General features: G+C 44.1%; 20 protein-coding genes. 7 read left to right on the top strand and 13 right to left on the bottom strand.

Translation table 11 applies throughout. From position 1 onward, the window contains the following. Nucleotides 1-7: 7 nt before the first annotated feature. From AAH582_RS10545 to AAH582_RS10525, 5 genes are all read right to left on the bottom strand, one after another. Nucleotides 8-3,253, bottom strand: a complete 3,246-nt coding sequence (locus AAH582_RS10545; protein WP_343322104.1) for a TonB-dependent receptor — start codon at nucleotides 3,251-3,253, stop codon at nucleotides 8-10. Nucleotides 3,254-3,292: 39 nt separating this feature from the next. Further along, nucleotides 3,293-4,345: a FecR family protein gene (locus AAH582_RS10540; RefSeq protein ID WP_343322103.1), complete on the bottom strand. Its 1,053-nt coding sequence runs from the start codon at nucleotides 4,343-4,345 to the stop codon at nucleotides 3,293-3,295. Nucleotides 4,346-4,389: 44 nt separating this feature from the next. Further along, a complete protein-coding gene (locus tag AAH582_RS10535; protein ID WP_343322102.1) occupies nucleotides 4,390-4,917 on the bottom strand; it encodes an RNA polymerase sigma-70 factor in 528 nt (175 codons plus the stop codon). 191 nt (nucleotides 4,918-5,108) lie between these two features. Then, nucleotides 5,109-5,465, bottom strand: a complete 357-nt coding sequence (locus AAH582_RS10530; RefSeq protein ID WP_343322101.1) for a response regulator — start codon at nucleotides 5,463-5,465, stop codon at nucleotides 5,109-5,111. Nucleotides 5,466-5,659: 194 nt separating this feature from the next. Next, nucleotides 5,660-7,861 (bottom strand): ATP-binding protein, encoded by a 2,202-nt coding sequence (locus AAH582_RS10525; protein ID WP_343322100.1) that lies wholly within the window; start codon nucleotides 7,859-7,861, stop codon nucleotides 5,660-5,662. A gap of 558 nt (nucleotides 7,862-8,419) precedes the next feature. On the opposite strand from AAH582_RS10525, the gene AAH582_RS10520 reads away from it, so the two are divergent. Both AAH582_RS10520 and msrB read left to right on the top strand, forming a co-directional pair. Next, nucleotides 8,420-8,626, top strand: coding sequence for a Na+/H+ antiporter NhaA (locus tag AAH582_RS10520; protein ID WP_343322099.1), 207 nt, complete (start codon nucleotides 8,420-8,422; stop codon nucleotides 8,624-8,626). A 409-nt stretch (nucleotides 8,627-9,035) separates the two neighbouring features. Beyond that, on the top strand, nucleotides 9,036-10,034 hold the full coding sequence (gene msrB, locus AAH582_RS24850; protein WP_430459036.1) for a peptide-methionine (R)-S-oxide reductase MsrB: 999 nt from the start codon (nucleotides 9,036-9,038) through the stop codon (nucleotides 10,032-10,034). A 105-nt stretch (nucleotides 10,035-10,139) separates the two neighbouring features. Here msrB and AAH582_RS10505 read toward each other — a convergent pair whose 3' ends face one another. The 3 genes from AAH582_RS10505 to AAH582_RS10495 all read right to left on the bottom strand — a co-directional run bounded on the left by AAH582_RS10505 (nucleotide 10,140) and on the right by AAH582_RS10495 (nucleotide 13,268). Beyond that, nucleotides 10,140-11,333, bottom strand: coding sequence for a DUF1501 domain-containing protein (locus AAH582_RS10505; protein WP_343322098.1), 1,194 nt, complete (start codon nucleotides 11,331-11,333; stop codon nucleotides 10,140-10,142). Nucleotides 11,334-11,349: 16 nt separating this feature from the next. Beyond that, nucleotides 11,350-12,699, bottom strand: a complete 1,350-nt coding sequence (locus AAH582_RS10500; protein ID WP_343322097.1) for a DUF1800 domain-containing protein — start codon at nucleotides 12,697-12,699, stop codon at nucleotides 11,350-11,352. 197 nt (nucleotides 12,700-12,896) lie between these two features. Then, nucleotides 12,897-13,268 (bottom strand): response regulator, encoded by a 372-nt coding sequence (locus tag AAH582_RS10495; RefSeq protein ID WP_343322096.1) that lies wholly within the window; start codon nucleotides 13,266-13,268, stop codon nucleotides 12,897-12,899. Nucleotides 13,269-13,628: 360 nt separating this feature from the next. On the opposite strand from AAH582_RS10495, the gene AAH582_RS10490 reads away from it, so the two are divergent. Further along, nucleotides 13,629-14,636, top strand: a complete 1,008-nt coding sequence (locus AAH582_RS10490; RefSeq protein ID WP_343322095.1) for a S41 family peptidase — start codon at nucleotides 13,629-13,631, stop codon at nucleotides 14,634-14,636. Between the two features lie 31 nt (nucleotides 14,637-14,667). On the opposite strand, the gene AAH582_RS10485 is transcribed toward AAH582_RS10490, so the two are convergent. After that, on the bottom strand, nucleotides 14,668-15,090 hold the full coding sequence (locus tag AAH582_RS10485) for a MarR family winged helix-turn-helix transcriptional regulator (protein ID WP_046676037.1): 423 nt from the start codon (nucleotides 15,088-15,090) through the stop codon (nucleotides 14,668-14,670). Nucleotides 15,091-15,138: 48 nt separating this feature from the next. Here AAH582_RS10485 and AAH582_RS10480 point away from each other — a divergent pair, with 48 nt between their 5' ends. Next, nucleotides 15,139-17,415, top strand: a complete 2,277-nt coding sequence (locus AAH582_RS10480; protein WP_343322094.1) for an excinuclease ABC subunit UvrA — start codon at nucleotides 15,139-15,141, stop codon at nucleotides 17,413-17,415. A 65-nt stretch (nucleotides 17,416-17,480) separates the two neighbouring features. On the opposite strand, the gene AAH582_RS10475 is transcribed toward AAH582_RS10480, so the two are convergent. Then, nucleotides 17,481-18,371, bottom strand: coding sequence for a helix-turn-helix domain-containing protein (locus AAH582_RS10475; RefSeq protein WP_343322093.1), 891 nt, complete (start codon nucleotides 18,369-18,371; stop codon nucleotides 17,481-17,483). Between the two features lie 52 nt (nucleotides 18,372-18,423). Beyond that, complete coding sequence (locus AAH582_RS10470) at nucleotides 18,424-19,248, bottom strand: SDR family NAD(P)-dependent oxidoreductase (protein ID WP_343322092.1); 825 nt, start codon at nucleotides 19,246-19,248, stop codon at nucleotides 18,424-18,426. An 841-nt stretch (nucleotides 19,249-20,089) separates the two neighbouring features. On the opposite strand from AAH582_RS10470, the gene AAH582_RS10465 reads away from it, so the two are divergent. The 3 genes from AAH582_RS10465 (at nucleotide 20,090) to AAH582_RS10455 (ending at nucleotide 22,297) form a co-directional block, all read left to right on the top strand. Then, nucleotides 20,090-21,094, top strand: coding sequence for a helix-turn-helix domain-containing protein (locus AAH582_RS10465; RefSeq protein WP_343322091.1), 1,005 nt, complete (start codon nucleotides 20,090-20,092; stop codon nucleotides 21,092-21,094). A 341-nt stretch (nucleotides 21,095-21,435) separates the two neighbouring features. Next, complete coding sequence (locus AAH582_RS10460) at nucleotides 21,436-21,951, top strand: MauE/DoxX family redox-associated membrane protein (RefSeq protein WP_343322090.1); 516 nt, start codon at nucleotides 21,436-21,438, stop codon at nucleotides 21,949-21,951. 67 nt (nucleotides 21,952-22,018) lie between these two features. After that, complete coding sequence (locus AAH582_RS10455) at nucleotides 22,019-22,297, top strand: hypothetical protein (protein WP_343322089.1); 279 nt, start codon at nucleotides 22,019-22,021, stop codon at nucleotides 22,295-22,297. 34 nt (nucleotides 22,298-22,331) lie between these two features. On the opposite strand, the gene AAH582_RS10450 is transcribed toward AAH582_RS10455, so the two are convergent. Together AAH582_RS10450 and AAH582_RS10445 are read right to left on the bottom strand one after the other, a co-directional pair. Beyond that, nucleotides 22,332-23,846, bottom strand: coding sequence for a TlpA family protein disulfide reductase (locus tag AAH582_RS10450; RefSeq protein ID WP_343322088.1), 1,515 nt, complete (start codon nucleotides 23,844-23,846; stop codon nucleotides 22,332-22,334). Continuing rightward, the gene (locus AAH582_RS10445) at nucleotides 23,846-25,219 is read right to left on the bottom strand and encodes a RagB/SusD family nutrient uptake outer membrane protein (protein ID WP_343322087.1); all 1,374 of its coding nucleotides are present in this window, start codon (nucleotides 25,217-25,219) and stop codon (nucleotides 23,846-23,848) included. The genes AAH582_RS10450 and AAH582_RS10445 overlap by 1 nt, the downstream gene beginning before the upstream one ends.

Raw genomic sequence — 25,219 nt, 5'->3', positions numbered from 1 at the left:
ATGATCATTAAAAAGTGAGCTGCACCGCGAAGGTATAGGTACGCAGCGATGGTGTGGCGCTGCTCCGCACCGAACCAAAAGGATTGACATCCGAAACATAAGTGCGGTCAAAACCAGGCATCTCGGGATCCATACCTCTAAAGCTTGTCCAGGTAAAGAGGTTCTGCGCATTGAACTGCAGCACAGCACGGTTTATATTGATCTTCTGTGCCCATTTGGAGATGTCGTAACTGAGCGATACATTTTTTAAGCGGATAAAAGAAGCGTCGTCCCATACCGCCGATGAATAACGGTAGTAATTGCGGTACGCCAGGTTGGCGTCATTGGCGCTGTTGGCGGTTGCACGCGGCACATCCGTCACATCGCCCGGCTGCTGCCAGCGGTGCAATACATATTCATCCAGGTTGCCCAGTGCACCGATGGTCGTGGCCTGCGGGCCATAACCAATGGAGGGTCCCTCCTGTTTGACAAACTGAAACAGCAGTCCAAGGCTCACATGGCCATAACTCAGGTTGTTGTTGATTCCGCCATAAAACTTCGGCAGCAGTGAACCCAGGGTCACATAATCATTGAATTCGGTAATTTTCCCATCACCATTCACATCCAGGAATTGAGCGATACCCGTTTGCGGATCCACTCCCGTAAACTGAAATCCACGCACAATACGGGTAGACTCGCCAATGACGTATCGCCGTACATCGCTGCTACTTTCAAGTTTAGGATAGTCCAGCAGGGTATTGGAAGGGAAAGTCATATTGAAATTGGTTTTCCAGCTGAACTTTTCCTTTTGGATATTTACGCTGCTCAGCTCAAACTCAAGGCCCTTATTTTCGATCAGTGCGGGGGTATTACCAAAATAAGAATTATAGCCCGTCTGCGGTGCGAGCACGATATTGATCAGCTGGTTATCCGATCTATTGTTGTAATAATTGGCCGTCAGGAAAATACGGTCCCTGAAAAATCCAAGGTCGAGGCCCAGTTCTTTCTTTTTGATTTCTTCCCAGCCAAAATTGGGATTGAACACCCGCGTCGGATAAAGCCCCGTGATGCTCTGGTAGGCAAAACCTGTGCCCCAGGTATCAAGGTACTGGTAATCGCCGATCTGGTCATTGCCCGTCACCCCCCAGCTGCCACGGAGCTTACCGAAGCTCAGGATAGACTGATCCTGGAAAAACTCTTCGCTGCTGAATACCCAGGCTGCACCAACCGATCCAAAATTACCGTACTTATTGTTGGGGCCAAAACGGGAAGAGCCATCCCGTCGGTAGCTGAAATTCAATAGGTATTTGTCGGCATAGGCATAATTGATACGTCCAAATGCAGATTGGTAGCGGTAATCGGCATACTGATTGTTGCGGATTGCGAGGATCCCTGCAGCAGCTATATTATCCAGCTGCGAATCACTCGGGTAGCTGCTGCCATCGAAGTATTTCCCTTCGGTGACCCTTTGCTGCCAGGTGCCACCCAAAAGCAACTTGAAATCATGTTTACCAATTGTTTTGCTGTAGTTTACTTGCGGCTCAATGATATAAGACTGGTAATCCGAATTCCCGTAAGAGGCCATTGAACCCGTACTCGTCAATGGATTAAATCCCGCGTTGGGCAGTAGACGCGTCTGGTCCATGCTTTTGAGGTTATAGCCCACATTGACTTTCGCGACCAATTCAGGTAAGATGGCGTATTCGGCAGAAAAATTGGCCAGCAGGGATTTAGCTTTAGAAATACTCGAGCGCTCCATATAGGCTGCAGGATTCTGTAAGGTCTGCTGAAACCAGTAATAGTTGCCATTTTCATCGTATAAAGGATAATTTGGCGCCAGGTTATAAAACTGTGCAATATCTGTGGGGACCGTGTTGTTGCGGTCGAGGTTGAGGTTGAAACTGCTGTTGAGTTTAAATCGCTGGTCTTTGGACTGTGTAGACAGGTTCAACAGTGCACCGCCACGCTGATAGTTTTTATTACCAGGCAGGGGATCACCCTGACGGTTGAAATTGGCGCTGGCCAGGTACTGCGTGTTTTCGTTGCCACCGGAAAATGACAGCTGATACGTGGAGAAAGGAGCCGATGCACCATAAAACTCCTTTTGCCAGTCGCTGTAGGCAGACTGATCCCAGGTAAGCAGATCCGGCGCATTATCTGGCGTTGCCGTCCAGTTATCGTTTTTGAAGCCCTCTTTCCGGATGTCCAGGTATTGCTGCGTGTTCAGCATCTTCAGGTTGCGGATGGCTTTACTGGAACCCACATTGGCATTAAAGTCTATTTTAAGCCCGCCCTTATTGCCTTTTTTTGTTGTGATTAGGATCACACCATTCCCACCCCGGGAGCCATAAATGGCTGTCGCATCGGCATCCTTAAGCACATCGATGCGTTCAATATCCTTGGGATTGATCAGGCTCAGCGGGCTTTGATTGCCATTGGCTGCGGTAAACTGATTCATGCTTTCGTCCGAAAATGGGATACCGTCGATAATGTAAAGCGGACTGCTGCCATTGGTCAAGGAGTTGACCCCGCGCAGCTGCACCTGAAAGGAGCTGCCCGGCAAGCCCGAATTGGAAGCGATATTAAGTCCCGCAACGCGGCCCTGCAAGGCTGCCAGGGGATCCAGTACCGGCTGTGTTTCGATCTCCTTGCGGGTGACACTGGATACCGAACCGGTATTTTTGCGTACCGAAGACGTGCCGTAACCGATGACCACCACTTCATCCAGGTTGCCCGGATCAACCTCGAGACTTATTTCCAGGGGACCGTTGCCTGCGGCCTTCACTTCCTTGCTGCGGTAGCCGATATAACTCAAGAGCAATATATCCTCCTGCTGCAGCCCACTTAAACTAAAGCGGCCGCTGGCATCGGTAACCGTGCTGGCGATCTTGTTTTTAACACGGACGCTTACCCCTTCCAGCGCGGCACCGGAAGCATTGCTGACCCGGCCAGAGATGGTGGTCTGCAAGGATTTGTTAGCCCCTTTTCCTTGGAGCACAATGGTATTTTTGACGATTTGATAGCGGATGCCCTTTGTCGAAAAGGCTTGTTTAAGAAGCTCCGGGATATTGGCATTGTTTAAATTGACATCGACCCGCAGATCGGGGTTAATTTCATGGGGGTCGTAAACAAAGCGATAATCGCTGCGCTGCTCAATGGCTTTGACGAGCTGTTTAAATTGAACATGGTCAACTGCCTTGTCTGCCTGCTGGCTAAAGGCATAGCCATTGACATGCATCAGCATCAATAGCAGTGTTTTTACGGATTGTTTCATAGGGTATTTAGATTGAATATTCGTTTGTTTTGGGCTTGGTTAGGGCACAAGGACGAGTCGGTCCTTGTCGATGGTATAATTTATGCCGGCGAACCGCAATATTTTAAGCACTTCGGCAAAGGACTCTTTTTTGCTGATTTTTCCGCTCAGGACTTTATTATTATAGACGGGTGACAGGCTATAGGTAAAATTGTACCACCGGGCGAGATCGGCCAAGATCTCGGGAAGCGGCGTCTGGTCAAATTCAAAGTAACCGTCTTTCCAATTGGCAGCATCCTGTGCGCTGTTGTCCTGCAGCAGCTGGAAGGCGCCGTTCTGCACATTCAGTTCGATGGACTGTCCCGGCAGCAATACTTGCTGAAGACCCGCATTGCTGACCCGTATTTTTCCCTCATCCAGCTGTGTGGTCAACAGCTGACTGTCGTTTTCGTATAATTTCACATTGAAAGCGGTTCCCAAGGCTTCGATGCTGGTGTTGCCGACATGAACAATAAAAGGTTTTGCTTTATTTTTTGCCACCTTGAAATAAGCTTCACCCGTCAGGAATACCGCGCGTTCCTGTAGGTTATATCCCGATCCGATTTCCAGCTTGCTGTCGGCATTTAGCCAGACGACGGTACCATCCGGAAGCTCCATTTTGAATTCTTGCCCCTTTTTGGTTTTGACAGCCACCTTCGCCCCTTTTTCCTGCGCCATATAGGCGGGGCTAAAGGGCTTCTTGTCGTCGAGGCTGACCACTTCGTTGCCGATCAGCAGATCCGCCTGGAATTGACCGACACTAAAAGGCAAAGGTTTCGGTGCTCGTTGAGGCTTGGAAAAGAAATATATAGCGACGCCTGCCATCAAAAAGAATACCAGACTGGCAGCTACCTTCAGATAAGCACGGCGTTGGCGATGCCCCCGCAATACGGGTCCAAAAATATGCTGTTGGAAATACCGGTCTTCGGCCGCCAGATCAAGTTCAGGTATATCTTTTTCATTATTTATCTTGCTGAGCTGATTGTACCAACTTTCGACAAGTGCCATTTCCTCAGCATTGCACAGACCTTGTTGGTAGCGCTGCAATAATTGTTTCGATAAGGGTGGTTTCATAGGTGCTATCCTGTTTATTGATTAGAAGACAGGATGGCGGCCCTTTAGTGGTAGAAAAAAATGAAAATAGTTCGTATTTTTTTTCTTAAAACTGCCAACGCATTGGATATCTGCTTTTTGACGGTCTGCTCCGAGATCTCCAGTTCCGCGGCGATCTCCCGGTAACTACGTTGTTCGAAACGGCTTTTTTTGAAGATCAAAGCCATTTTACGGGGCAGCTTTTCAATCGCTTGATCGATCTGCGCAGCCAATTCCTTCTCCCGCAGCAATTCGTCGGGCATAATTTCAAGGCTCGGGGCGGCATGCTCCAGGTAATGTTCATATTTACGTCCGACATCCTGGCTGGCGATGCGGTTGATCACCAAGTTTCGGGCCGAACGAAACAGGTAAGCCTGATAGGAATGCTCAATTTCCAGTCGTTCCATGCGGTCCCAAAGATTGGCAAATATTTCCTGCACAATATCACGGGCTTCGTCACGATCGTCCAACATGCGGAAAACATGCACATACAACTTCACCCAATTTTCTTCGTAAAGCTGGGTAAACAATTGTCGGACATGTGTGACACTCATCTGCTGGTTTAGTTATTGTTGATGAATCAAAATTAGGTTTTATTTTTAGGAAAGTCAATTTATGATGGATTTATGCACAAACCAGTAGAATAATGCAACAGACCATCGCTCTTAAGATTAACTCTATTCTATTTTCCCCCAAAAAAAACGCCAAAAGTTTATATCCTTTTGGCGGTTAGCTGATTTTACGCTTAGCCTAATTTATCCACGAGAAGTAAAAGATCGTCCAGTTCAAATGGTTTGGCCAAAAAGGCGTCAGCTCCACTCTCAGAAGCAACCTGCTTCCCACGCGAACTTGCAGACATCATGATCACTGGAATATTTCGATGTTTTTCCGAACTTCGGAGTTCACGAAGGATATCGTCACCTGACAGCCATGGCATTTCAATATCCAACAATATAATATCAGGCTCAATTTCTTCGACGGATGCAATAAGTTCTCTGCTTTTTGAAACTAAATAAACTTCTCTGAATTCATTCTTTAAAGCCAGCTCTAAAACGTTAAGGATGACGGTTTCATCATCACAAACAACAATTTTCTTTTTCATTTTTTGATTGTTTAAAAACACCGCAATGATTGAAAAATATGGTCTTGTGGGAGGAATTTAAAATATAGACCTAAGCTGGGCAGATAGTTGGTTACCAAACCGTTTATATAATCTTTCTTTGAGATTCCACAAGATAGACAATTTATTGGATAAAAACCACTATATCGCCTTCTAAAAAATCTACCCTCCGTCGTTTAAGATACTAAATGCATACGATCTGCTTCAGGTACATCTTTGAAGACGACTGAAAATGTAGTACCGACATCTAATTCGCTTTCTACATGAATAGCTGCGTTGAGCTTACTCGCAATTTGTTTAACAATGGACAGGCCAACCCCCGAACCCTCAAAGCCTTCTGAATTGGCCATTCGGGCAAAGATTTCAAAAATTTTGTCGCCCTCCTTCAAATCAATTCCGATTCCATTATCCTTGATATCATACCGGACCGTATTTCCTTGCCGCATGCTCTTAACGGAAACTTGCGGGTTTTGCCTCTTGCTGCTGTATTTTATGGCATTGCCAACAAGATTCAGAAATAATTGATAGATCAGTGTTCTCTCTCCCAAAACAGGTAGTGTTTCGCCCATTATAAATTCTAAATGAGGAACCTTGTATTGCTGTTTGCAATTTTCAACGATATTGACAATCTTGGACTGTGGATTAATTGGTTCAAACACAAAGTCTACATGATTTACCTTCGACATTTGATAAACTTTATCCATCATATCCCGCATCAGCTGCGTCCCATCCAAGATGTTTTTCATTGACTTTGCAAGCAGTTCCTCAGAGATGTCTTTTTTATGGAGCAACATTTGTGCAGTGAGCTGTATCGTCGTCAGCGGATTTTTAAGATCATGTGTCAATGTGTAGCCAAAAGTATCAAGCGCATTATTAGAGCGCACCAGTTTCTTGTTCAATTCATCAATCTCTCCACCACGTTGTGCCACTGCTTGCTGAATAATGTGTGTTATATCTTCAATAAAAGCGAGTTCAGAAGATTGCCATTTTTCGGCTTTTCCCTTCGTAATCTTTTTCCATGCCTCGAAAGAAGAACGTGGCGAAGGAAAGGTGATCTTTCGATCTTCGTCAACCTGCATCACTTTTTCCGGCTTCCCTGCCCAGGTCTCTTCTATCAGACGTTCTTTTCTAAAGACATATAAGTACCAGTTATTTGCGGGCAGAATACTGATGCGCAATACACCAGGATACATCTCAACATCTTTGGAAGAACCATCACACTTAAATCTATCTGTCGCAAAAAACTCTGCATTGGCTATTTGTTTATCAATTTCTCGGAGCATTTTTTTATCAGGCACCTCACCCACCATCATGATTGCGCGATCACGTTTAATGATTAGCCCCTGCCCGTTCATTACCTCCATAATACGCACGGCATACTTTTCCAACACATCATACAAGTCGCGCTTGACCAACAAATCACTTTTTAGATCATGCTTCAGCTGCGATAGGTTTTTCTGAACTTTTACCTGTTTCTTCTGAAAATCTGCCAGATAATTGTTCACAGCGTATTGTGTAAGAAAGGTACATAGATGGCGCTGTGAAAGATCGACATGCATTGGCTCCCGGTTCTGACAGGCTACAAGCCCCCAAAGCTCATCGTCCACGATAATGCTAAAACTTGCACTCGCCTTTACGCCGGCATTTTTAAGGTATTGCAAATGCATGGGTGAAAGTGCCCGAAGGCTGCAGCGTGTAAGATCGAGAGCATCGGCACTCCGCCCCATTAGCGGAATCGCTTCCTCATTGACATTCGCCGTATGGCGGGCATGAAAAACACGGTAAAGCTCGCGCGCCTGTGCCGGAATATCGAATTCCGGATAACGGTAATTCATCAACGATTCCAGATCCGCAGTCTTGCTCTCTGCAATAACTTGTCCACTATTATCTTCCAAAAAGCGATACACCATCACTCTATCATAGTGGATGATGTCCTTAATCAATTCAGTCAATGCCTGCCAGCAAGAGTTGCCCCCGCTACGGTCATCTAAATGCTTGGCATAATAATATAATTTGGTGGTTTTGACAGCAAGCGGATTGCAGGCCTCTATTTCAAGATAAATTTTGCCATCATACCTATAGAGACTTAAAAAATAATCGTTAGCAAGGATAGCTACACGATCGGAATACCTGGCAAACATGCTGTCTGAAACAGCATGTTCTATGCTCTCTCCACGAAGTTCAAAAGATGGAACAATCCGATGAAGAACATCGTCTACTGTCATGCCGAGCATTTCGGAGTATTTTTCACCTGCAATAGCTGCACAGTTTTCACTTACCGCAATACACTTATCGTCTTCAAAGATAAATAAATACCCAAAAGACTGTATATTTCCACACAGGTGAATTTTTTCCTCATGACAATTGATTTCACGCATAAAGTTACTGATCTATTAAATAAAAATATGGTAAAATCAACAGTATTATCCTCCATCAACACTATCATATGTCACTAAATTAGTAAAATATTCTGACCTATCGAAATTTGCATCTTTCACTTTAAACCTGAAGAAAAACGAACTAAATATCTACTCCCGGCCCGATTTTCGAGTTCACTCACAAAATCCTTATCCAATAATGGATATCATAATGCGGAATAAAAACGGCATTCCCAACAGATAACAACTCTATACGATGCATCAACGAAAAGATGTGTGGTGTTAACAGTAAATCGAATTCGGCCAATGCTAAACTATTGTGTCGATGGTAATCAGCTTTGATAGGTCAAGCACAAGCTATCCCGCATATTGAGCAATGCGAAGTATTCAGCTGATCACCTTAGATTTTTGTTGGCATTGCTACTGATAAACATTTCATTTTTCTCTTCCGAGATAATTTCGAGAAAGCGTTCATAATGTTTCAGTACATCACTGATTAACTCATTTTTTGTAAAATACTGAACATCATAGCCGCTCCGATGGGCCTGGGTATTAGCCTTGGCTTATTACTGGGGCAAGCCATTGGGTATCTTAATCATGACTTTTGTCTGCTCTAAACTGGGGATTAGCAGTCTACCGGAAGGAAGCTCATTCAAACATATCCTGGGTGTGGGTTTATTGGCTGGAATTGGCTTTACCATGTCTATATTTATTTCCATCCTGTCCTTCAGCGACGCGCTGCATATCAATGAAGCGAAGTTATAGATTCTGCTGACCTCACTGCTGGCGGGAATTTTAGGTTATATGGTATTGTCGGTGTTCGGCAAAAAAATTAGTGTATAAACTTTTAGCAACTTAACAATAGATTTCTGTCGGTAACTGTATCCTATTGTCTGCTTCAGGTAAAAAAAGTGCCATCATCCTAAAACTCTCTATCGATATTTATGGAATTTCATAACTAGATATATCTTACCAATAACGAAGCAAAGAATCCCAATTTTAAAATTGATTAAAACCGATCTGGATCTTTACATCGTATATTAAAAAACAAGAATGGAGAAACGCTATGAAACAGGTATTTTTATTATTATTACTAGGATTAGGCTTATTTATGCTCAGCAAATTTGGTTTTTCGCAGAAAACTGATGATTCCAAAATAATTAAAAAACAAGCTATGAACCCTCCTGGTGAGAAAGATCAGGTTATTTATTTTGCAGGGGGATGTTTTTGGGGTACGGAGCATTTTCTTAAGCAGGTCCGCGGGGTGACCGCTACCGAAGTTGGTTATGCCAATGGCAATCTAAAAAACCCAAGCTATGAGCAGGTTTCCAAAGGAAAAACGGGCTTTGCGGAGACTGTCAAAGTCACTTACGATCCACAGATCGTTGACTTAAAGCTGCTCGTAGATTTATTCCTAAAGACTATCGACCCGACCTCGCTCAATAAGCAAGGAAACGATATCGGAACACAATATCGTACCGGTATTTACTATACAAATGATTCAGCCATTCCGGTTATCAAGGAAAGCCTTGCCGAACTGGCCAAAAAATATCCGGCAAAAATAGTTGTTGAACTGGAACCCTTACAAAATTACTACGACGCTGAGACATACCATCAAAAATATCTCGACAAAAATCCAGGTGGCTACTGCCATATTGATCCGGAATTATTCGAGATGGCTCGCAAAGCCAATCCTTCTCCCGCCAAAGATACAGTTGTGTTACCGACCTACAAAAGAAAGGACAAGAGCACACTTAAAAAAGAACTTACAGCACTACAATATGATGTAACACAAAATCAGGCAACCGAGCGTGCCTTTGATAACGCATACAATGATGAGTTCAGAGATGGCATTTATGTAGATATTACTACCGGTGAACCGCTATTTGTCTCGACCGACAAGTTTGAATCAGGCTGTGGATGGCCCAGCTTTTCCAAACCGATCAATCCAGACTTAGTCGAAGAATTAGCTGATAATTCTCATGGCATGCGCCGCACGGAAGTACGTAGCAAAACTGGCGACGCTCACCTAGGACATGTCTTTGATGACGGCCCTGCCAACAAAGGGGGGCTACGCTATTGCATCAATAGTGCTTCTCTCCAATTTGTGCCTAAAGAAGAAATGAAAGCCAAGGGTTATGAAAAATATTTGCCCTTGCTAGTCAAAAAGTAAATGGTATAGCTTAAAAGGCTCTTAGCAAAAACTGATGCAAGTCTGCATCAGTTTTTTTGTGCGCTGCTATCCCACGAACAGACTGTATTCATACAGCTGTGCTTTTTAAATAAAATCATAAATCCCATTTTTCCATCCCAATATTTTGGCGGAATCCGCATGTAGCCAGTTTTTCAGCACTGTTGCATATACTTTTCGGAAATCTTCCGTATACTGGAGATCCCCCTCATTGAGCTGAGTCAGGTCAGGCAAGGCATTGAGCAGCCCCTGTCTTTTCAAGCCTCCGGATAGAAAGAAAAGCTGGTTGGCCGTACCATGGTCTGTGCCATTGCTGGCATTCTGGGCCACCCTGCGCCCAAACTCCGAAAAGGTCATGAGCATGACATGCTGAAAAAGACCATTTTTCTTGAGGTCGTCCACAAAAGCTTCCACGGCATCATTGATGGTGTGGAATAGGCTCTCCTGCCGCTGCTGCTGATTGATATGCGTATCAAAACTACCGATCTGCAGATAATATACCTGTGTATTGATATCTGATTTAATTAAGGAAGATACCGTCTTCAGATCCTTTCCAAGCACAGAATCAGGGTACGCTGCCGCGGTCTTACTGGCTTTACTCTGTTCAAAAATATAATCGGCATTGTTTATCGTATCACCCAGGGTCTGATACAGATAGGCTACTGTTTCCTCTTCATGCTGATGCTGATGTTCCTGATAGAGTGTATTAAAGTACTCTTCACGGCTGGTCTGATAAAGCTTTTTGGGGTCTTTAAACGCAAACGCTTTTTTCTTTTTTCCCTTGAGAGCAAGACTTAGCATATCATTCACTTCGAGCGCCTGCGTCGGATGATCGCAGTCGTAACAGGCTTGATCCAGGTAGCGGCCTATCCAGCCACTCTCCAGATACTCATCGCTACGGCTCGCACTATGCCATATATCCATGCTGCGGAAATGCGATTTATTGGGATCGGGATAACCAACATTGTTGAGTACAGCCAGTTCGCCACGATCATAAAGTGTCTTGAAAAAAGATAAAGCCGGATGAATGCCCGCTTCATCCGTAAGGGCCAGCGCATTATTGACCGCAATCGTCTGCCGTTCCCGAAAATAAATATCATTGCGTATCGGCACTATAGTATTCAGCCCATCATTGCCGCCACTAAGCTGCAAGATGACCAACACCCTATTTCCCCTTTCCAGTGCTTCGGGCGAGGACATGGCTTTTAAGAAATCGGGCAGCAGCAGCGATGCTGTTGCGAGTGTACCTGCTTTGAGAAATTGGCGTCTTTTGATGAACATGGTTTCCTATTTACGATTAACAAAGTTGATATTCGGGGATGCTCATGACTTCAATAATAGTTCTACGCCGGCTTCCACCAGCGTAGCTATCGCGCAGTTTCTTACCAAACGAAGGCTGCTGCGACAGCAAGAGCTCAAAGGGATCCCGGTCGGCAAATACAGCCTCGACCCCAGCCCAGTCAATGGATATTTTGGGATTTTTATAGGCCTTAGCCAGCGCCCGCGGCTGCTTTAGACCCATGTCGAGGTCGTCGTCATTCTGCGCATCAAGGTCCAGCGGGCGCAGGCCGGTCCATATCTGTGGAATCTGCATCCGTAGTAATAAGGTCGAGCTGTCGATCCAGGCTTTTCCCGACGGCCATCCCGCCACATTCGGCGGATACAAGAGCATCTGCCCCAGCAACTTTTGATAAACAATCAGGTTTTCAGGATTCGCTATTTCCATGGGTAACATGCGCATGATACCGGCCATGAGTTCTACCGGTGACTTTATTTTATTACCGACATTCTTGGAGTCGTAAAACCAGCCTGCTGTAAACATGCGGTCGAGCAATTGCTTGATATTGTATCCAGAATCGTAGAAATCTCTACTCAACGAAACAACGGTGTCCTGATCCACTTGTTCGTTGACTAGAAAACGGTAGAGTTTTGCTGTGATAAAACGGGCCGTAGCGGGTTGATCCAGTATAATATCCAAAACGGCATTACCGTCATAATTCCCGGTTTTCCCCAGAAATGTTTTGCGGCCCGAGTCATGAAACTTTTTACGCTCCAGGAATTGGCCATCCTTATCATACGACCAGCCCGTAAATGCGCGTGCAGCTTCCCTTACATCCGACTCGGTATAGTTACCAGGTCCCATGGTGAAGAGTTCCATCACTTCGCGGGCAAAGTTTTCATTGGGGTGATCTTTTTTATTCTGCTGGTTGTTGAGGAAATTGAGCATCGCCGGAGCTTTGGAAACGGCAAACAGCAGATCCCGAAAATTTCCGAGCGCATTTTTTCTGATTTCGTTGAGGATATGAGCGCTAAAATTGGAGTTGATACCCCGGCTAGCAAAATGGCCGTGCCAAAAAAAGGCCATTTTCTCCCTGAGCTGATCTTCGCTATGCACCATTTCATTCAGAAAGTTGAGGTTGATTTCAATATTACGCTTTCGGTTGAGCTGCTGCACGTGCTTTTTTTCTGCGGCATTCAACTTGGAAAGTGCAGTATAGTCGAAATCGGTCTGCTCCGTATTGAAACTGATCGGATGAAATTCACGTTGCTGGGCATATTGGTTCCAGAGGACTGCAGTAGATTGCTGTTCAAAAATGGGAATCTGCTGTAGGCTCATCCCAAATCCGGCACGATTTGCCAGGTGCATATTTTTTTTAAAGTCGGACATCATCCTGTTTTCTTATATACCTAAATAACGAATTATTTAGCTATGGTTGCTTACAGGATGGTTCGATTTAACAAACATTAAGCTAAATTAACAAAGTGACTACCAGCCCGAAACTGCGACTCTAAGTTGGCAGCAATATGTTCTGCCCGCTTTTTTCATGAAAAACCGATACATTTTTAAGTTTGGTCCGCATACATCACTTTCTCTACTAAATCATAGAGGTCATCAAGTTCAAACGGCTTTGCCAGAAAAGCATCTGCTCCGCATTCGGCGGCTACTCTTGGCGCTCTAGCACTTGCAGACATCATGATAATGGGCATGTGGCTATATTGTTGCCCTGTTTTTAGCTCGCGCACAAGTTCATCACCTGTCAACCAGGGCATCATTAGGTCAATGATCAACAGATCAGGTTGCGCAATTTCAATGAGGGCGATAAGTTCCGTACTTTTTGATGTGCTGATCACTTCTATGCTGTCACTTTCCAAGGCAATTGATAATACATCTAAAATCAGAAGTTCATCATCGCAAATGACTATTTTCTTTTTCATTTTTTCGAATCTTTAATACGGTTATAGTTTCATAAGATATGCCCTCGTGGTTATACAATGACCGTGTAAACCCTTATATAGCAGACTTTGCATCTTGTAAACTGTACACTATAGACAGTCGAGGTTCAACTATAGTTTTAATAAAGACGAATCAAAATCAGCAATAGGATTTATCCGTACTATCGCATCTTTTCTACGTTCTGTACGCGGGTATTTTCCATTTTTAATCTATATTTGTACAATCGACAATTATTAACATTTCTGATCATACACATGAACGTACGCGTCCTATTTTTATGGCTATTGCTAAGTTTACCTATCTTAAATTTCGCCCAAAACTGCACTTGTGAATCCAATTTTTTGTGGGTAAAAAAAACGTTTGAAGAGAATGATGCCGGTTTTCAATACATCATCAGCAAAAAGGGCCGGGATGCCTATGAATTGCACAATGCGCTATATCTCAAAAAAGTAAAACAATTGCCCAATAATCAGGAATGTGCTACATTGCTCAATCAATGGATCCGTTTCTTTCGTAATGGACATATCGGCGTGAATTATATTGGAAAAACAAAGAACGTCGAAAAGGCTACCGAACAACATAAGCAGCCTACTGAAAAGGACCTAAATCCATTGGACGCCACAAAGCCATTTTTCGAAAAATTAAATGAAAATACCGTTTACATCCGCATCCCTGATTTTGAAATAACTGAAAAGAAGGCGATTGACAGCATTATATTGGCCAACCGAGCAACCATCTTATCGACCGAAAATTTTATTATTGACGTCAGAAATAATCCAGGCGGAAGTGATGCGAGTTACAGTAGCCTTATCCCCTTCTTATACTCGCAGCCGATTAGAACCGTAGGTGCATTATTTTATTCGACTGATTTAAATAATCAACGCATGTTGGAGCTGAGTCAAAACCCCGATTTTGACGAGGAGTCTAAAAAGACGTTCAAAAACTACTACGAAAAATTGCAGGCCAATAAAGGTGAGTATGTCGATTTATTCAATAAAAAAGTAAACATAACGAAGCTGGATAGCATTCAGCCCTACCCCAAAAACATCGGAATCGTTATCAATGAAAATAACGGGAGCACGACAGAGCAATTTATATTGACTGCCATGCAAAGTAAAAAGGTAAAATTGTACGGTCGAACAACCAAAGGCATGCTTGATATTTCTAATGTAAATATCGTTACATCACCCTGTGGCGATATTGAACTGTATTATGGATTATCTAAAAGTTTTCGGATTCCAGACTTCCCTGTAGACGACATTGGATTACAACCTGACGTCTTTATTGATAAAACCATTGATCCTAAGCATTGGCTAAATTTTGTGCGCGACCATCTCAATGGGAAATAAGATGAGGATAAAAAAGTAGTGTCCTATCACACTACTTTTTTACCGCCATCATTACCTTATCGAGCAATTCGCTCAGCTTAATTAATTCCTCTTCCGACAGGCTTTTAGCCGCTTCTTTGGCCACGGTTTCCCTGAAATTCTCCGAATTGTCGATGATGAACTTGCCTTGATCCGTTACGCTCAAATTGAAAATACGGCGGTCGGTCGAGGACTGCTGCTGCTCAATGAGATTATTGGCGATCAAAAATTTGAGCTGTTTGGAAACTGCCGGCGGACTTATATGAAAGGCCTGCGCGATCTGTTTTACGATACAATGATCGTGACGGTAAATATATTCGATCATATTATAGTGGGTCGCCGTTACACCATTGATGTCGCCCCTATTCATATTGGCCAAGATGAAGCATTGTAAATCGGTAAATACTTCATAAAATTTGCGTTCGGTTTTGTTCATCACCCCTAAAATAGTTAACTTAGTTAATAATTACCAAAGTTAATGATTATGGAACACATAAACATCATACACGCCCGGCAAAATAATCTCAAGAATATTTCTGTAAAGATCGAAAAGAAAAAGATTACTGTTTTTACAGGAGTCTCCGGGTCGGGCAAGTCCTCTTTGGTCTTTGAAACAATAGGTGCCGAAGCTCAAAGGCAGTTCAGTGAAACACAGGGTAGTTTTATCCGAAACCGGCTGCAGCATATCGGCGTCCCTGATGTGGACAAAATCGACAACCTGAACGTCCCCATTATCATCAATCAAAAAAGACTGGGCGGCAATGCACGGTCGACCGTAGGAACGGCCACCGATATCTATGCTTCCCTCCGCTTGCTTTTCTCGCGCATGGGGACACCCTTTGTAGGCTATTCAAATGTTTTTTCATTCAATAATCCCTTGGGGATGTGCAAGGCCTGTGAAGGGCTGGGCATGGTGCAGACCGTAGATGTCGATCGCCTTATCGACAAGCAAAAATCGCTGAACGAAGGGGCAATCCGCTTTCCGACCTTTCAACCGGGTGGCTGGCGCCTGACACGCTACACCCAGTCAGGCTATTTTGACAACGACAAAAAACTGAGCGATTATACGCCGCAGGAATGGGATCTCCTGTTGCATGCCGCCGAACACAAACCCAAACATCCTGCCCCGGAATGGGGCAAAACGGTACAGTATGAGGGCATTATCCCCCGCATTGAGAAAGCATTCCTCAAGAAGCAATCGAAGGAAATCCTGAGCCGAAAAGAAGCGTTAAGCAATACGATCATTACCAAAACTTGCCCTGTATGCAAGGGAAAACGGTTGAATGATACGATTCTGTCCTGCAAAATAGCAGGCAAAAACATTGCCGACTGTACCGCGCTCTCGATCGATGAGCTGCTGGAATTTGTTGCTTCTTTACATTCCGGCACTTTTGATGTCATCCTTACCGAACTGAAACATAAACTTCAACATATCGTCAACATCGGTTTGCAGTACCTGACCTTGGATAGACGTACAGACACCCTGTCGGGCGGAGAAAGCCAGCGCATCAAAATGGTCCGAAACCTGGGGAGCAGCCTCACGGATTTACTCTATATTTTTGACGAGCCGAGCATCGGCCTTCATCCAATGGATTTACAGAACATCGCCGCAATTATTAAACAGATCCGTGATAAAGGTAATACCGTATTGCTTGTGGAGCACGACCCCGATTTGATCCGCATAGCCGACCGGGTCATTGATATGGGACCAGCGTCGGGGAAAAACGGTGGCGAGATTGTCTATAACGGCACTGTTGCGGGACTAAAAACATCCAGCGGAAAAACAGGCCGGTACTTTGCCAAAGCAGCCCAACTGAATACTAAACCACGATCGGCACAGGGATATCTGGAAATCAGGCACGCCAATCTGCATAATCTGAAAGACATCCATGTCAAGATTCCCCAGAAAGTGATGACGGTGGTTACGGGCGTGGCGGGCTCGGGCAAGAGCACGCTGATCAACAAAGTGCTGCCCAAATTTTATCCGGAAGCCACCATTATCGACCAGTCGTTATTTTCGACAGGTGCACGCTCCAATCTGCTGACCTACGTCGGCTTATCGGATGCGATACGTGCACTGTTTTCAAAAGCAAATCAGGTATCCGAAAAATTGTTTAGCCGAAATAGCCTGGGGGCCTGCGAAAACTGTAAAGGTATCGGTATCGAAAAAATTGATCTGGCCTTTATGGATGATATTGAACAGACCTGCGAAGTATGCGGTGGCTCCGGTTTTAAGCCCGAGGTTTTAGAATATCATTACCACAGCAAAAATATTGTTGAGGTGATGGATATGACCGTCGCAGAAGCCTATGATTTTTTCCCGGACGATCGCTACCGCCAGTCCTTTGACATGTTGCTCCAACTCGGCCTGGACTATCTGACCTTAGGGCAACGGTCAGACAGCTTTTCGGGTGGGGAAAGACAACGCCTGAAACTGACCAAGGAACTGAAGAACTCCAACAAGATTATCGTGCTTGATGAACCCAGCACGGGCTTACATCCAAACGATACGGAAAAGCTTTTAAACTTTATCAATAACCTGGTGGACAACGACAATACGTTGATCGTTATCGAGCATAACCTCGATGTCATCGCGCAGGCCGACTGGATTATCGATATTGGCCCTGGAGCAGGCAAATATGGTGGCACCGTGGTGTTTACAGGTACCGTTGTCGATTTACTCCAGGATAAAGTCTCGGTAACGGGGTCCTGTTTACGGCAGCATCTCCATTCCGCGAAGTATAACACAACGCCTCAATGATTAGTCCAAAAAAGGTCACAGGAAAATCGTGCATTTTCCTGTGACTTATAATAGCTTAGCATCTGTCAGTTCAACTGGGACTTTCTGAATTCAAGTGGTTTCATTCCCGTCTGTTTTTTAAAAAGTCGGGTAAAATAGGATGGGTTTTCAAAACCAAGTTCATACGCAATTTCAGCAACACCCTTCTCCCCTAAGCGCAGTAAATTCTTGGCTTCTGAAATCATAAAAATATGGATCAGCTCCATGGCCGTCTTACCTGTTTCCTGCCTGAGCAGGTCACTGAGGTAGCGTGGCGAAACAAACAGCTGCTCGGCCAGGAAGGCCACATTGGGCAGGCCGCTTTTTGCCAGCAGACCCTGATTGACATAATTGCGCAGCTGATCGTTAAACCTGGATGCTGTCTTGCCGATCACCTGCGCCCGATCGATAAACTGTCTTTTGTAATAGCGCTGCGCATATTTCAGGATCGAAGAAACATGGCTCAGCATAATTTCACGGCTGTATTCATCGGGATTATTCTCGTATTCGTCCTGGATTTTTGCATAAAGCTCCAAAATAAGCTGTTCTTCTTTTGGGGAAAGATGCAGCGCCTCGTTCACCTCATAATCGAAAAAGCTGTATTTTTCAATTTCCTTGAAAAGCTCATGCCCATGCAGGTAGTCTTCGTGGATCATCAACATATAGCCCTTTTCTTCAAATTCCAGGTTTTTCATCTCGATGATCTGCCGGGGTTTCGCAAAGAAGAGACAGCCGTTATCGTGATCGTAGCGCGTACGGCCATACATCAGATTGCCGGATTTGATTTTCTTGAATGCAATCACATAACAGTCGGCGGTAAATTCCCGATCCCCCAGCTTACAATCGGAAAGACAGCCGACCAAGCTGAAGAGTGGATGCTGCGGCGCTGCCCAACGATTGCCCAGGTGAAGTTCTGTCAGGGTTCTATAGTGTTGCATCGGTTTTCATTTTATCAAAGTTAAACAATATTCTCCCGCAAGTAATGATTTTTTAATGTCCGTGCGCTGCAATGCTGACCTCTTTCCAGTGCTGGATATCTTCAAGCCTTTGCGTATACACATCATTGATTACCTGATAGGCAATTTTACCGAACAACAAACGCTTGGGCGGATTTTCACTGTCGATGATGTTTAGCACAGGCTCTACCGTAGCTTCGGGGTTGCCCCAGGTATCGGGGTTATCACCCGTCGCTGCAAAAGCTGCACGCACGGCATCGTAATCGGCAATATCCGAAGAAGTCTGAACCGCAGATGCTCCTGCCCAGTCTGTCGCAAAACCGTTGGGTTCAATCAAGGTCGTTTTGATGCCCAAGTGCGCGGTTTCCAAACCGATGGTTTCGATCAGTCCCTCTACGGCAAATTTTGACGCATTGTATAATCCCAATAAAGGAATCGTAGTTAGGCCAAGGAAACTGGAGACCTGAATAATATGGCCGCTCTTTTGTGCCCGCATGATCGGCAATACCGCTTGCGCCACCCACAGGGATCCGAAGAAATTCGTTTCCATCTGATCACGGGCCTGCTGCTCGGATGTTTCTTCGGTGCTACCAAATAAGCCAAATCCGGCATTATTGATCAGCACGTCGATACGCCCAAAGTGGTCTTTGATCGCGTTGACAGCGGAAAAAACAGCTTCGCGGCTATTCACATCCAATTCCACTTCGAGTATATTGTCGCCATAAGCCGCTTTTAAATCGGCCAGTGCCGCAATATTTCTTGCCGAGGCGGCAACTTTATCACCCCTTTTAAGTAAGGCCTCAGCCCATAATTTTCCAAATCCTTTGGAAGCTCCTGTTATAAAAATTATTTTGCTCATTTTTTATTCTTTTGTTTATCCAAAATTACCGCTATTGGAACGGGGAGACTAACTCATTTGAGCTGAAGAATAGCACAGATTTACGGAGGGATCATTTTTGTGGCAAAGCCGAACCAAATCGCCGCCGAGCAGCGGCCGATGCAGACTCGAAGCTGTCCGGAAGCAGTCTCGAGCCGTTTCGGAAGCAGGCCCGAATCCTTGCGGAATCGCGTACGGGCCTGACCAACCACCTTTTGCATAGTAGAAAATACCTCGCCTACAGTGCTTAGCCCCAATGCTGAGGCGATCTCTGGAGAATAAGTACCTGATTAGGCCTCTGGTTCGGACCTGCTTCGTATCTGCTTCGGAGCATCAATAGATGTTGGACAGACACTGTACAGTTGTTGACCAGACTCCGTACAGGAAAAATCTGGTCAGCCACTGTTCAATATTGCTTGCCATACTGTCCGTTTCCGAAGGTGGTACGAACAACATACGAACACAACCCGAAAACAGTATAGCTCGGCAGCCATCTCAAACATACACAAAGCACCGTTCGAGGTTCTACGTGCAACACTTTTTCATTTGCCTTTCCACTGAAATCAGTTAAAATTTTCTCGTAGTCAGAAATACTTCGCATTCGCCCAAAGATTAACCTACCAAATGTGGTAGGTTATTTTGAAACACTGGTTTTAATGCGCTGTTAGGTACACTTTTGTCAAAATTCAAAAATTACAACGGAAAATTTTGACAAGGCTGCTATAGCGCGATCGCATACCCACATGAGGGGTTCGGCCGATCGCTGCGCACGCAACTGAAAGAAATTTTCCGGTCTAGGGGAATCTTATTGACCTAAATTAGTATGAAAAAAGCATTATATATTCATTTGGAAACTGTGTTTGGCGAGGCCCGTCAACCTGAGGATTCGACGCTTCAGCCGCATATCCCCATGTCCAATGGCGAATCTCGCTATTATCGAAATGCCTCTGGCCAAGCCTATCTGCAAGAATTTGACGGCCTACTTGCTTATATCAATATTCTGGATGTTAAGGCGTCCAACAGGATGGTTATTCCCTTACGTATCCTTCAGGCAGATCTCCATCTGTTCTACCTGATCGGAAAGGACGGTGCCATTCAAATCAAAGACATGAAGCAGGATGTCACCTACACTATTTCCTCCAGTCGAGGCCGGTATATCTACTTACCATCAGGAGATTATGCACTTCACTTACCTGGTGGAAGTTATACACTTTTCAATTTTTACTTCCGGGGTAGTATTTTCCGCAATGGAAATGAGCGTCCATTCCGATTTCTCCATCCCTTGATTGATGCCTATCGCAGCAACAGCCCCTTATCGTCCTGTAGTGTTGATTTTCGCGTCGGATCAATAACCATTGCACGACTGCAACACTTCGTATTAAATCTGAGGGCAGGCGATTTAGACAATGATAAATTTATCTACGAAGAGCTCAATGGACTGATCAAACTATCCAAAAAGAAAATCTTTAACGAATATGAACGGCAGCTGGGAAGCGATCAGGAGGCACAGGATATATACGATGAAATGAAAAATAGGATTAGCCGGCATGGCCAGGAATTTAGAATCGCAGCGCTCTGCGATTTCTTTGGCAAGAGCCAGCAATACATCGGCCGGATCTACCGAAAGAAATACAAACAGTCTTTGCAGGCAGGAAGAAAGCAGCTGCTTATTGAGCATATCAAACAACAAATTCTGTTGGATGACAGTATCAGTCATGTAGCTTATTCTTGCGGTTTCAACAGTATCCACCACTTCAGCAATTTTTTTAAACAAGAGACTGGGTTGTCACCGAGTGAATATCTTGATGGCTTTAGAAAGGAGTACTAGTTTCAGATTTGGCAAATCAACCATTCCGCTTCTTGCAAACCCATGCTTATTCTTCGGTTTAACTTTGTCTTATACAGTTTGTAAACGATTATGATATAAAAAGACAATACAATGAACCGCAGCAACAGACATATCGACAAGTATAATATCGGGACTATCCTCCTTTCTGTTAGTCCGGGGCATTATTTGCGGTGTTTTGTGTTCCGAAATCTGTTTCCAAAAAAAGCGGCCCTCTTCCCGCGATGTCGGTGAGTAGCAAGATCAAACAGGAAATCCATCGGTCTCTGGCAGATGGGCTCCGCAGCAAAAAAAAATAAAAACACAACAACACAGACAAGCTTATGGAAAAGCGTATCAGGATATCATTACATCAACAGGATCAGCCGGCAAGCTCCTCCAAACGGGGTGGTTCAATCCGCCGGGCTGCTCGCTGGATCTACCGTCAATTGCCGCAGGTGGTGATCTTTGGCTATGCCTTTCTATACATGTATACGGGATGGGCCAAGTTTATGAACCTATCGACCTTTATTAGAGGCAATAGCAAGATCCCCTATCTGGGCACTTATGCGAAGGTGATCGGCTATGGCATCCCTGCTTTGGAGATTGTGCTCGCTATCCTGCTCATTGTGCCAATGTATCGGATTAGGCGCTTCGCACTGTGGACATCGACCCTATTGATGACTGTATTTACCATCTACCTTAGTCTGATGGTCGGGTTTGCAGACAAAAAGCTCTGTCACTGTGGTGGTGTGATCGAATCCATGGGCTGGAAAACGCATATCGTATTTAATTCTATATGGTTAATTGCGGGAATCTTTGCCCTGGTGAGAACAAAAATTAAACATTCCAAAATTTAAAAAAATGAAAAAATTTAAAAAATTAGGACAAGTGCTACTTGGCGTAGCATTCCTAGGCTGCGCAGTTATGACGCAGTCGTTTACACAACAAGCAGTTAAAACAACTAAATTCGCTGGAGAGGTTTACGTAAATGGGTCATCATCTGGAAGCTACCAAAAACTAGCTTCTCCGGGGGATTATGATCCAAACAACTGTGAGCAGACAAGCGACCAGAACTGTGCTTGGCGACGCACCAGCACAGCGGGAACTGTTCCTGACAATTTCGATGCGACAACGGCAGCATCACTTCATTCAGCTGGCTTAATTGAGCCGATGAATAATGATAAAGGGATTTACGTCGAATAATTCAAATGTAAGGGGGATGCTGATCCCCCTTTTTTTACTGCTTCAACTCGTCATCGATCATTTTGATTAATGCATTTTTATTTCTTTCGGTGTATGGATTAGGTGGGTTCATCGCTACCACTTCATCATTTCCATTGATAAGGATCATCGTTGGATAAGAGGCAATTTGGTAATAGCGTATGATCGGATGTGCATCCCTTTGTCCACCAGTCCAAAGTTTCACATCGGTTTCATCTGTATACTCTCCTTTTTGCAAGGAGTTTAACCATTTTCCTCTTTCCTTATCAATGGAGATACTGACATATTTAAAATCGGGATTGTTCTTAAAATATGCTTTTACAGGTTCCATATTTTTATGTAATGCCAAGCATCCCCTGCATCCTGTAAACCAAAAATCCAACAGGATCACCTTTCCTTTTAAATCGGCATTGGTCACCATTTTTCCATTCTCATCTTCCAAAGCAAACTGAAAAGACCGGGCATGTGTTGTACGCCTCTTTCTTAAATTGCGAACATACTGCTTGAAATCCTCATTTTTTATATTCCCCATTAGACTGTTGAGAAACATATCATCCAAATACTCTTTCGTACCACGCGCGAGCAATGATGAAAATGCAACCTGGTCGTAGAGATTTCCCTTATAACGCTCCGAAATAAGCAAGTCAGCTAAAGCAACGTTGGGTTTTATACGTCTGCCCAGCAGTGCCATACTTTTCGAAAGATCGGTATAAGCTTTATACGCAAGGTATTTGGGATATCCATTGGATGCGCCACGATAGTTTTTTGGATTTCCATAAGATGGTTCGTCCGTATAATATTGATTGTAGTACTTTGCCACATATGAGCGGACACTGTCAGGGCTAAAATCCACCAACCAGTTAATATGATTGATCTCATCCCATTTTGTACGTCCAATAAAATCGTAATAGACTGTATTCGCAGTCATCGTATCAAGAACCTGAGCGTATGAAACAACCAATTTCTCTGCTTCCCGGCATGCATTCTGGTTCATTGCTTTATAGGCACTCAAATAATCATTAATCTGCGCCGCCGTCGTTGTCTTATCAAAAGAACCGAAACTATTTTTTAGCGTGATAAGTCTATCGTCCAATTTCTTTTTTAATCTGAAAAGCTCCAATTGGCAATCCAAAGCGGATTTCTGTTCTCCCGAAAAAGTCACTCCATCTTGAGACAGCTGCATTTCCATGGGTGTATCTGCTTTTAGCAAAAAGAAATTTCCTCTATTCCCAATTAGCCTATAATCATCGGAAATATCTTTCGAATAATTCTTTGGCAATCGGATAAAAGCATAAAATGTCGCCGGTAAACTATCGAGGTCTATTTGAAACCGTCCATGCTTTACTTTCACACATACCTCTTCTCCTTTACCATACAAATTCTCCTGATCAACAAAATTAGTCGCATACCTAAAGAGGAATGAATCAACTTTTAATTGCTTATCAATTTGACCATTAATCGTTAACTTTTGTGCAAAGAGCGTTGTTCCAAACGCAAAGAGCAACACAAACAATACTTTGAATTTTAACATTATCGTATATTTTGAATTATTCCACTTCTATTAATTTCATCCTGAGGTATATTGAATACATAGCCAGGCGTATTAGGCTCAAGTCTATAGACGGCACCTCCTAATTTGCGCGATAGCACAATTCCCTTTCCCTCTTTGTTGAGACGCTTGATATCGTCCCAGCGCAGGCAGCGCCAGACCAATTCTTTTCGTCGTTCTTGGAGCACAAACTGCAAAGCCGATTGTTGATCTGCAAAGGCCACATGATTATATGTCCCCGTTTTATAGCGATTTAACAGCAATCGCTCCATCGATACTGAAGCTTGATTGAGCTCACCCCTTCTTACCAGGCACTCGATCTTATTGAGCAAAACTTCGTCGACGGCAAAGCCATTAAAAGGTGTTAATCCGGTGCCATTATAGCCACGCTTCACGGTATATTTGCCGCCATTGTTAATGAAATAAATCGATAAACGGAGGTCATTTGGAGCATACATTTTTATAAGCGTACTATCCACGAAAACCGTTTGGCCGCTATTGATCTGACCGGAATTTCGATACACGCCAGTGGCGCCATACATGATGAGTTCATCATTTGTCTTTGTAAATGGGGTATTCGACGTTTGCGAGACCTTATTGTAATCGATTAACTTATCGTAGCGATTTAACAGGCTATCCGCATACCGCTCCGCTTTATCGTACTCTCGTCTATACAGGTAGATCCTAGATAGTAGTGCAAAGGCTGCCAATTTGGTTGCCCTGTTCCGTTCAGGTAAGGGTGTATCATAAGCAAGATATGTGAGAGCCTTATTCAGGTCGTCAAAAATAAAATCGTAGCAATCGTTCACCGAAGCCCGTTGCGAAGTGTAGTCAATCGATGGGTCTTTCCGAATGGGAACACCAAGATCAGTGTGCTGCGTCAGTGCATCAAAAGGTACCGAAAAGTTCTTGACCAAATCAAAATAGGCTTTTGCCCTATGAAAAAGCGCCTGGCCATAAATATCACGTAATGCGGATGTTAAATCGCCTGTCTTAAATTGTTTTTCAACCTCACTGATGATATTATTGACGTAGAAAACACTTTTATATGGTGCGTTCCAGTCATTAATTTCCAACTCACCTCCAAAGAGATCTTTGTCCCATATATACGAATTGCGTTCCGTCGCTGTAGCAGAAGCCAGCCAATCCTTTTCCGCGCTGATGTAATATTCATCAGCTGCCAACTGGGGAAGTACCCCCGTTACCCCAACCTGTTCCGAATTGTCGAGTAGCCGCTGAAAATCTTCCGCCTGCTCGGGTGTTAAAATATTACTATTCGGTATTTCTTCGAGAAACCCTTTCGAACAGGCCGTTAAAACTGCCAGCAGGACGGTTATTAAAATATATTTTCTCAT

Source organism: Sphingobacterium multivorum, from assembly GCF_039511225.1.
Lineage (GTDB): Bacteria > Bacteroidota > Bacteroidia > Sphingobacteriales > Sphingobacteriaceae > Sphingobacterium.
The sequence above is the reverse complement of the archived record's forward strand: the minus strand, read 5'-3'. Positions and strand labels throughout refer to the sequence as shown.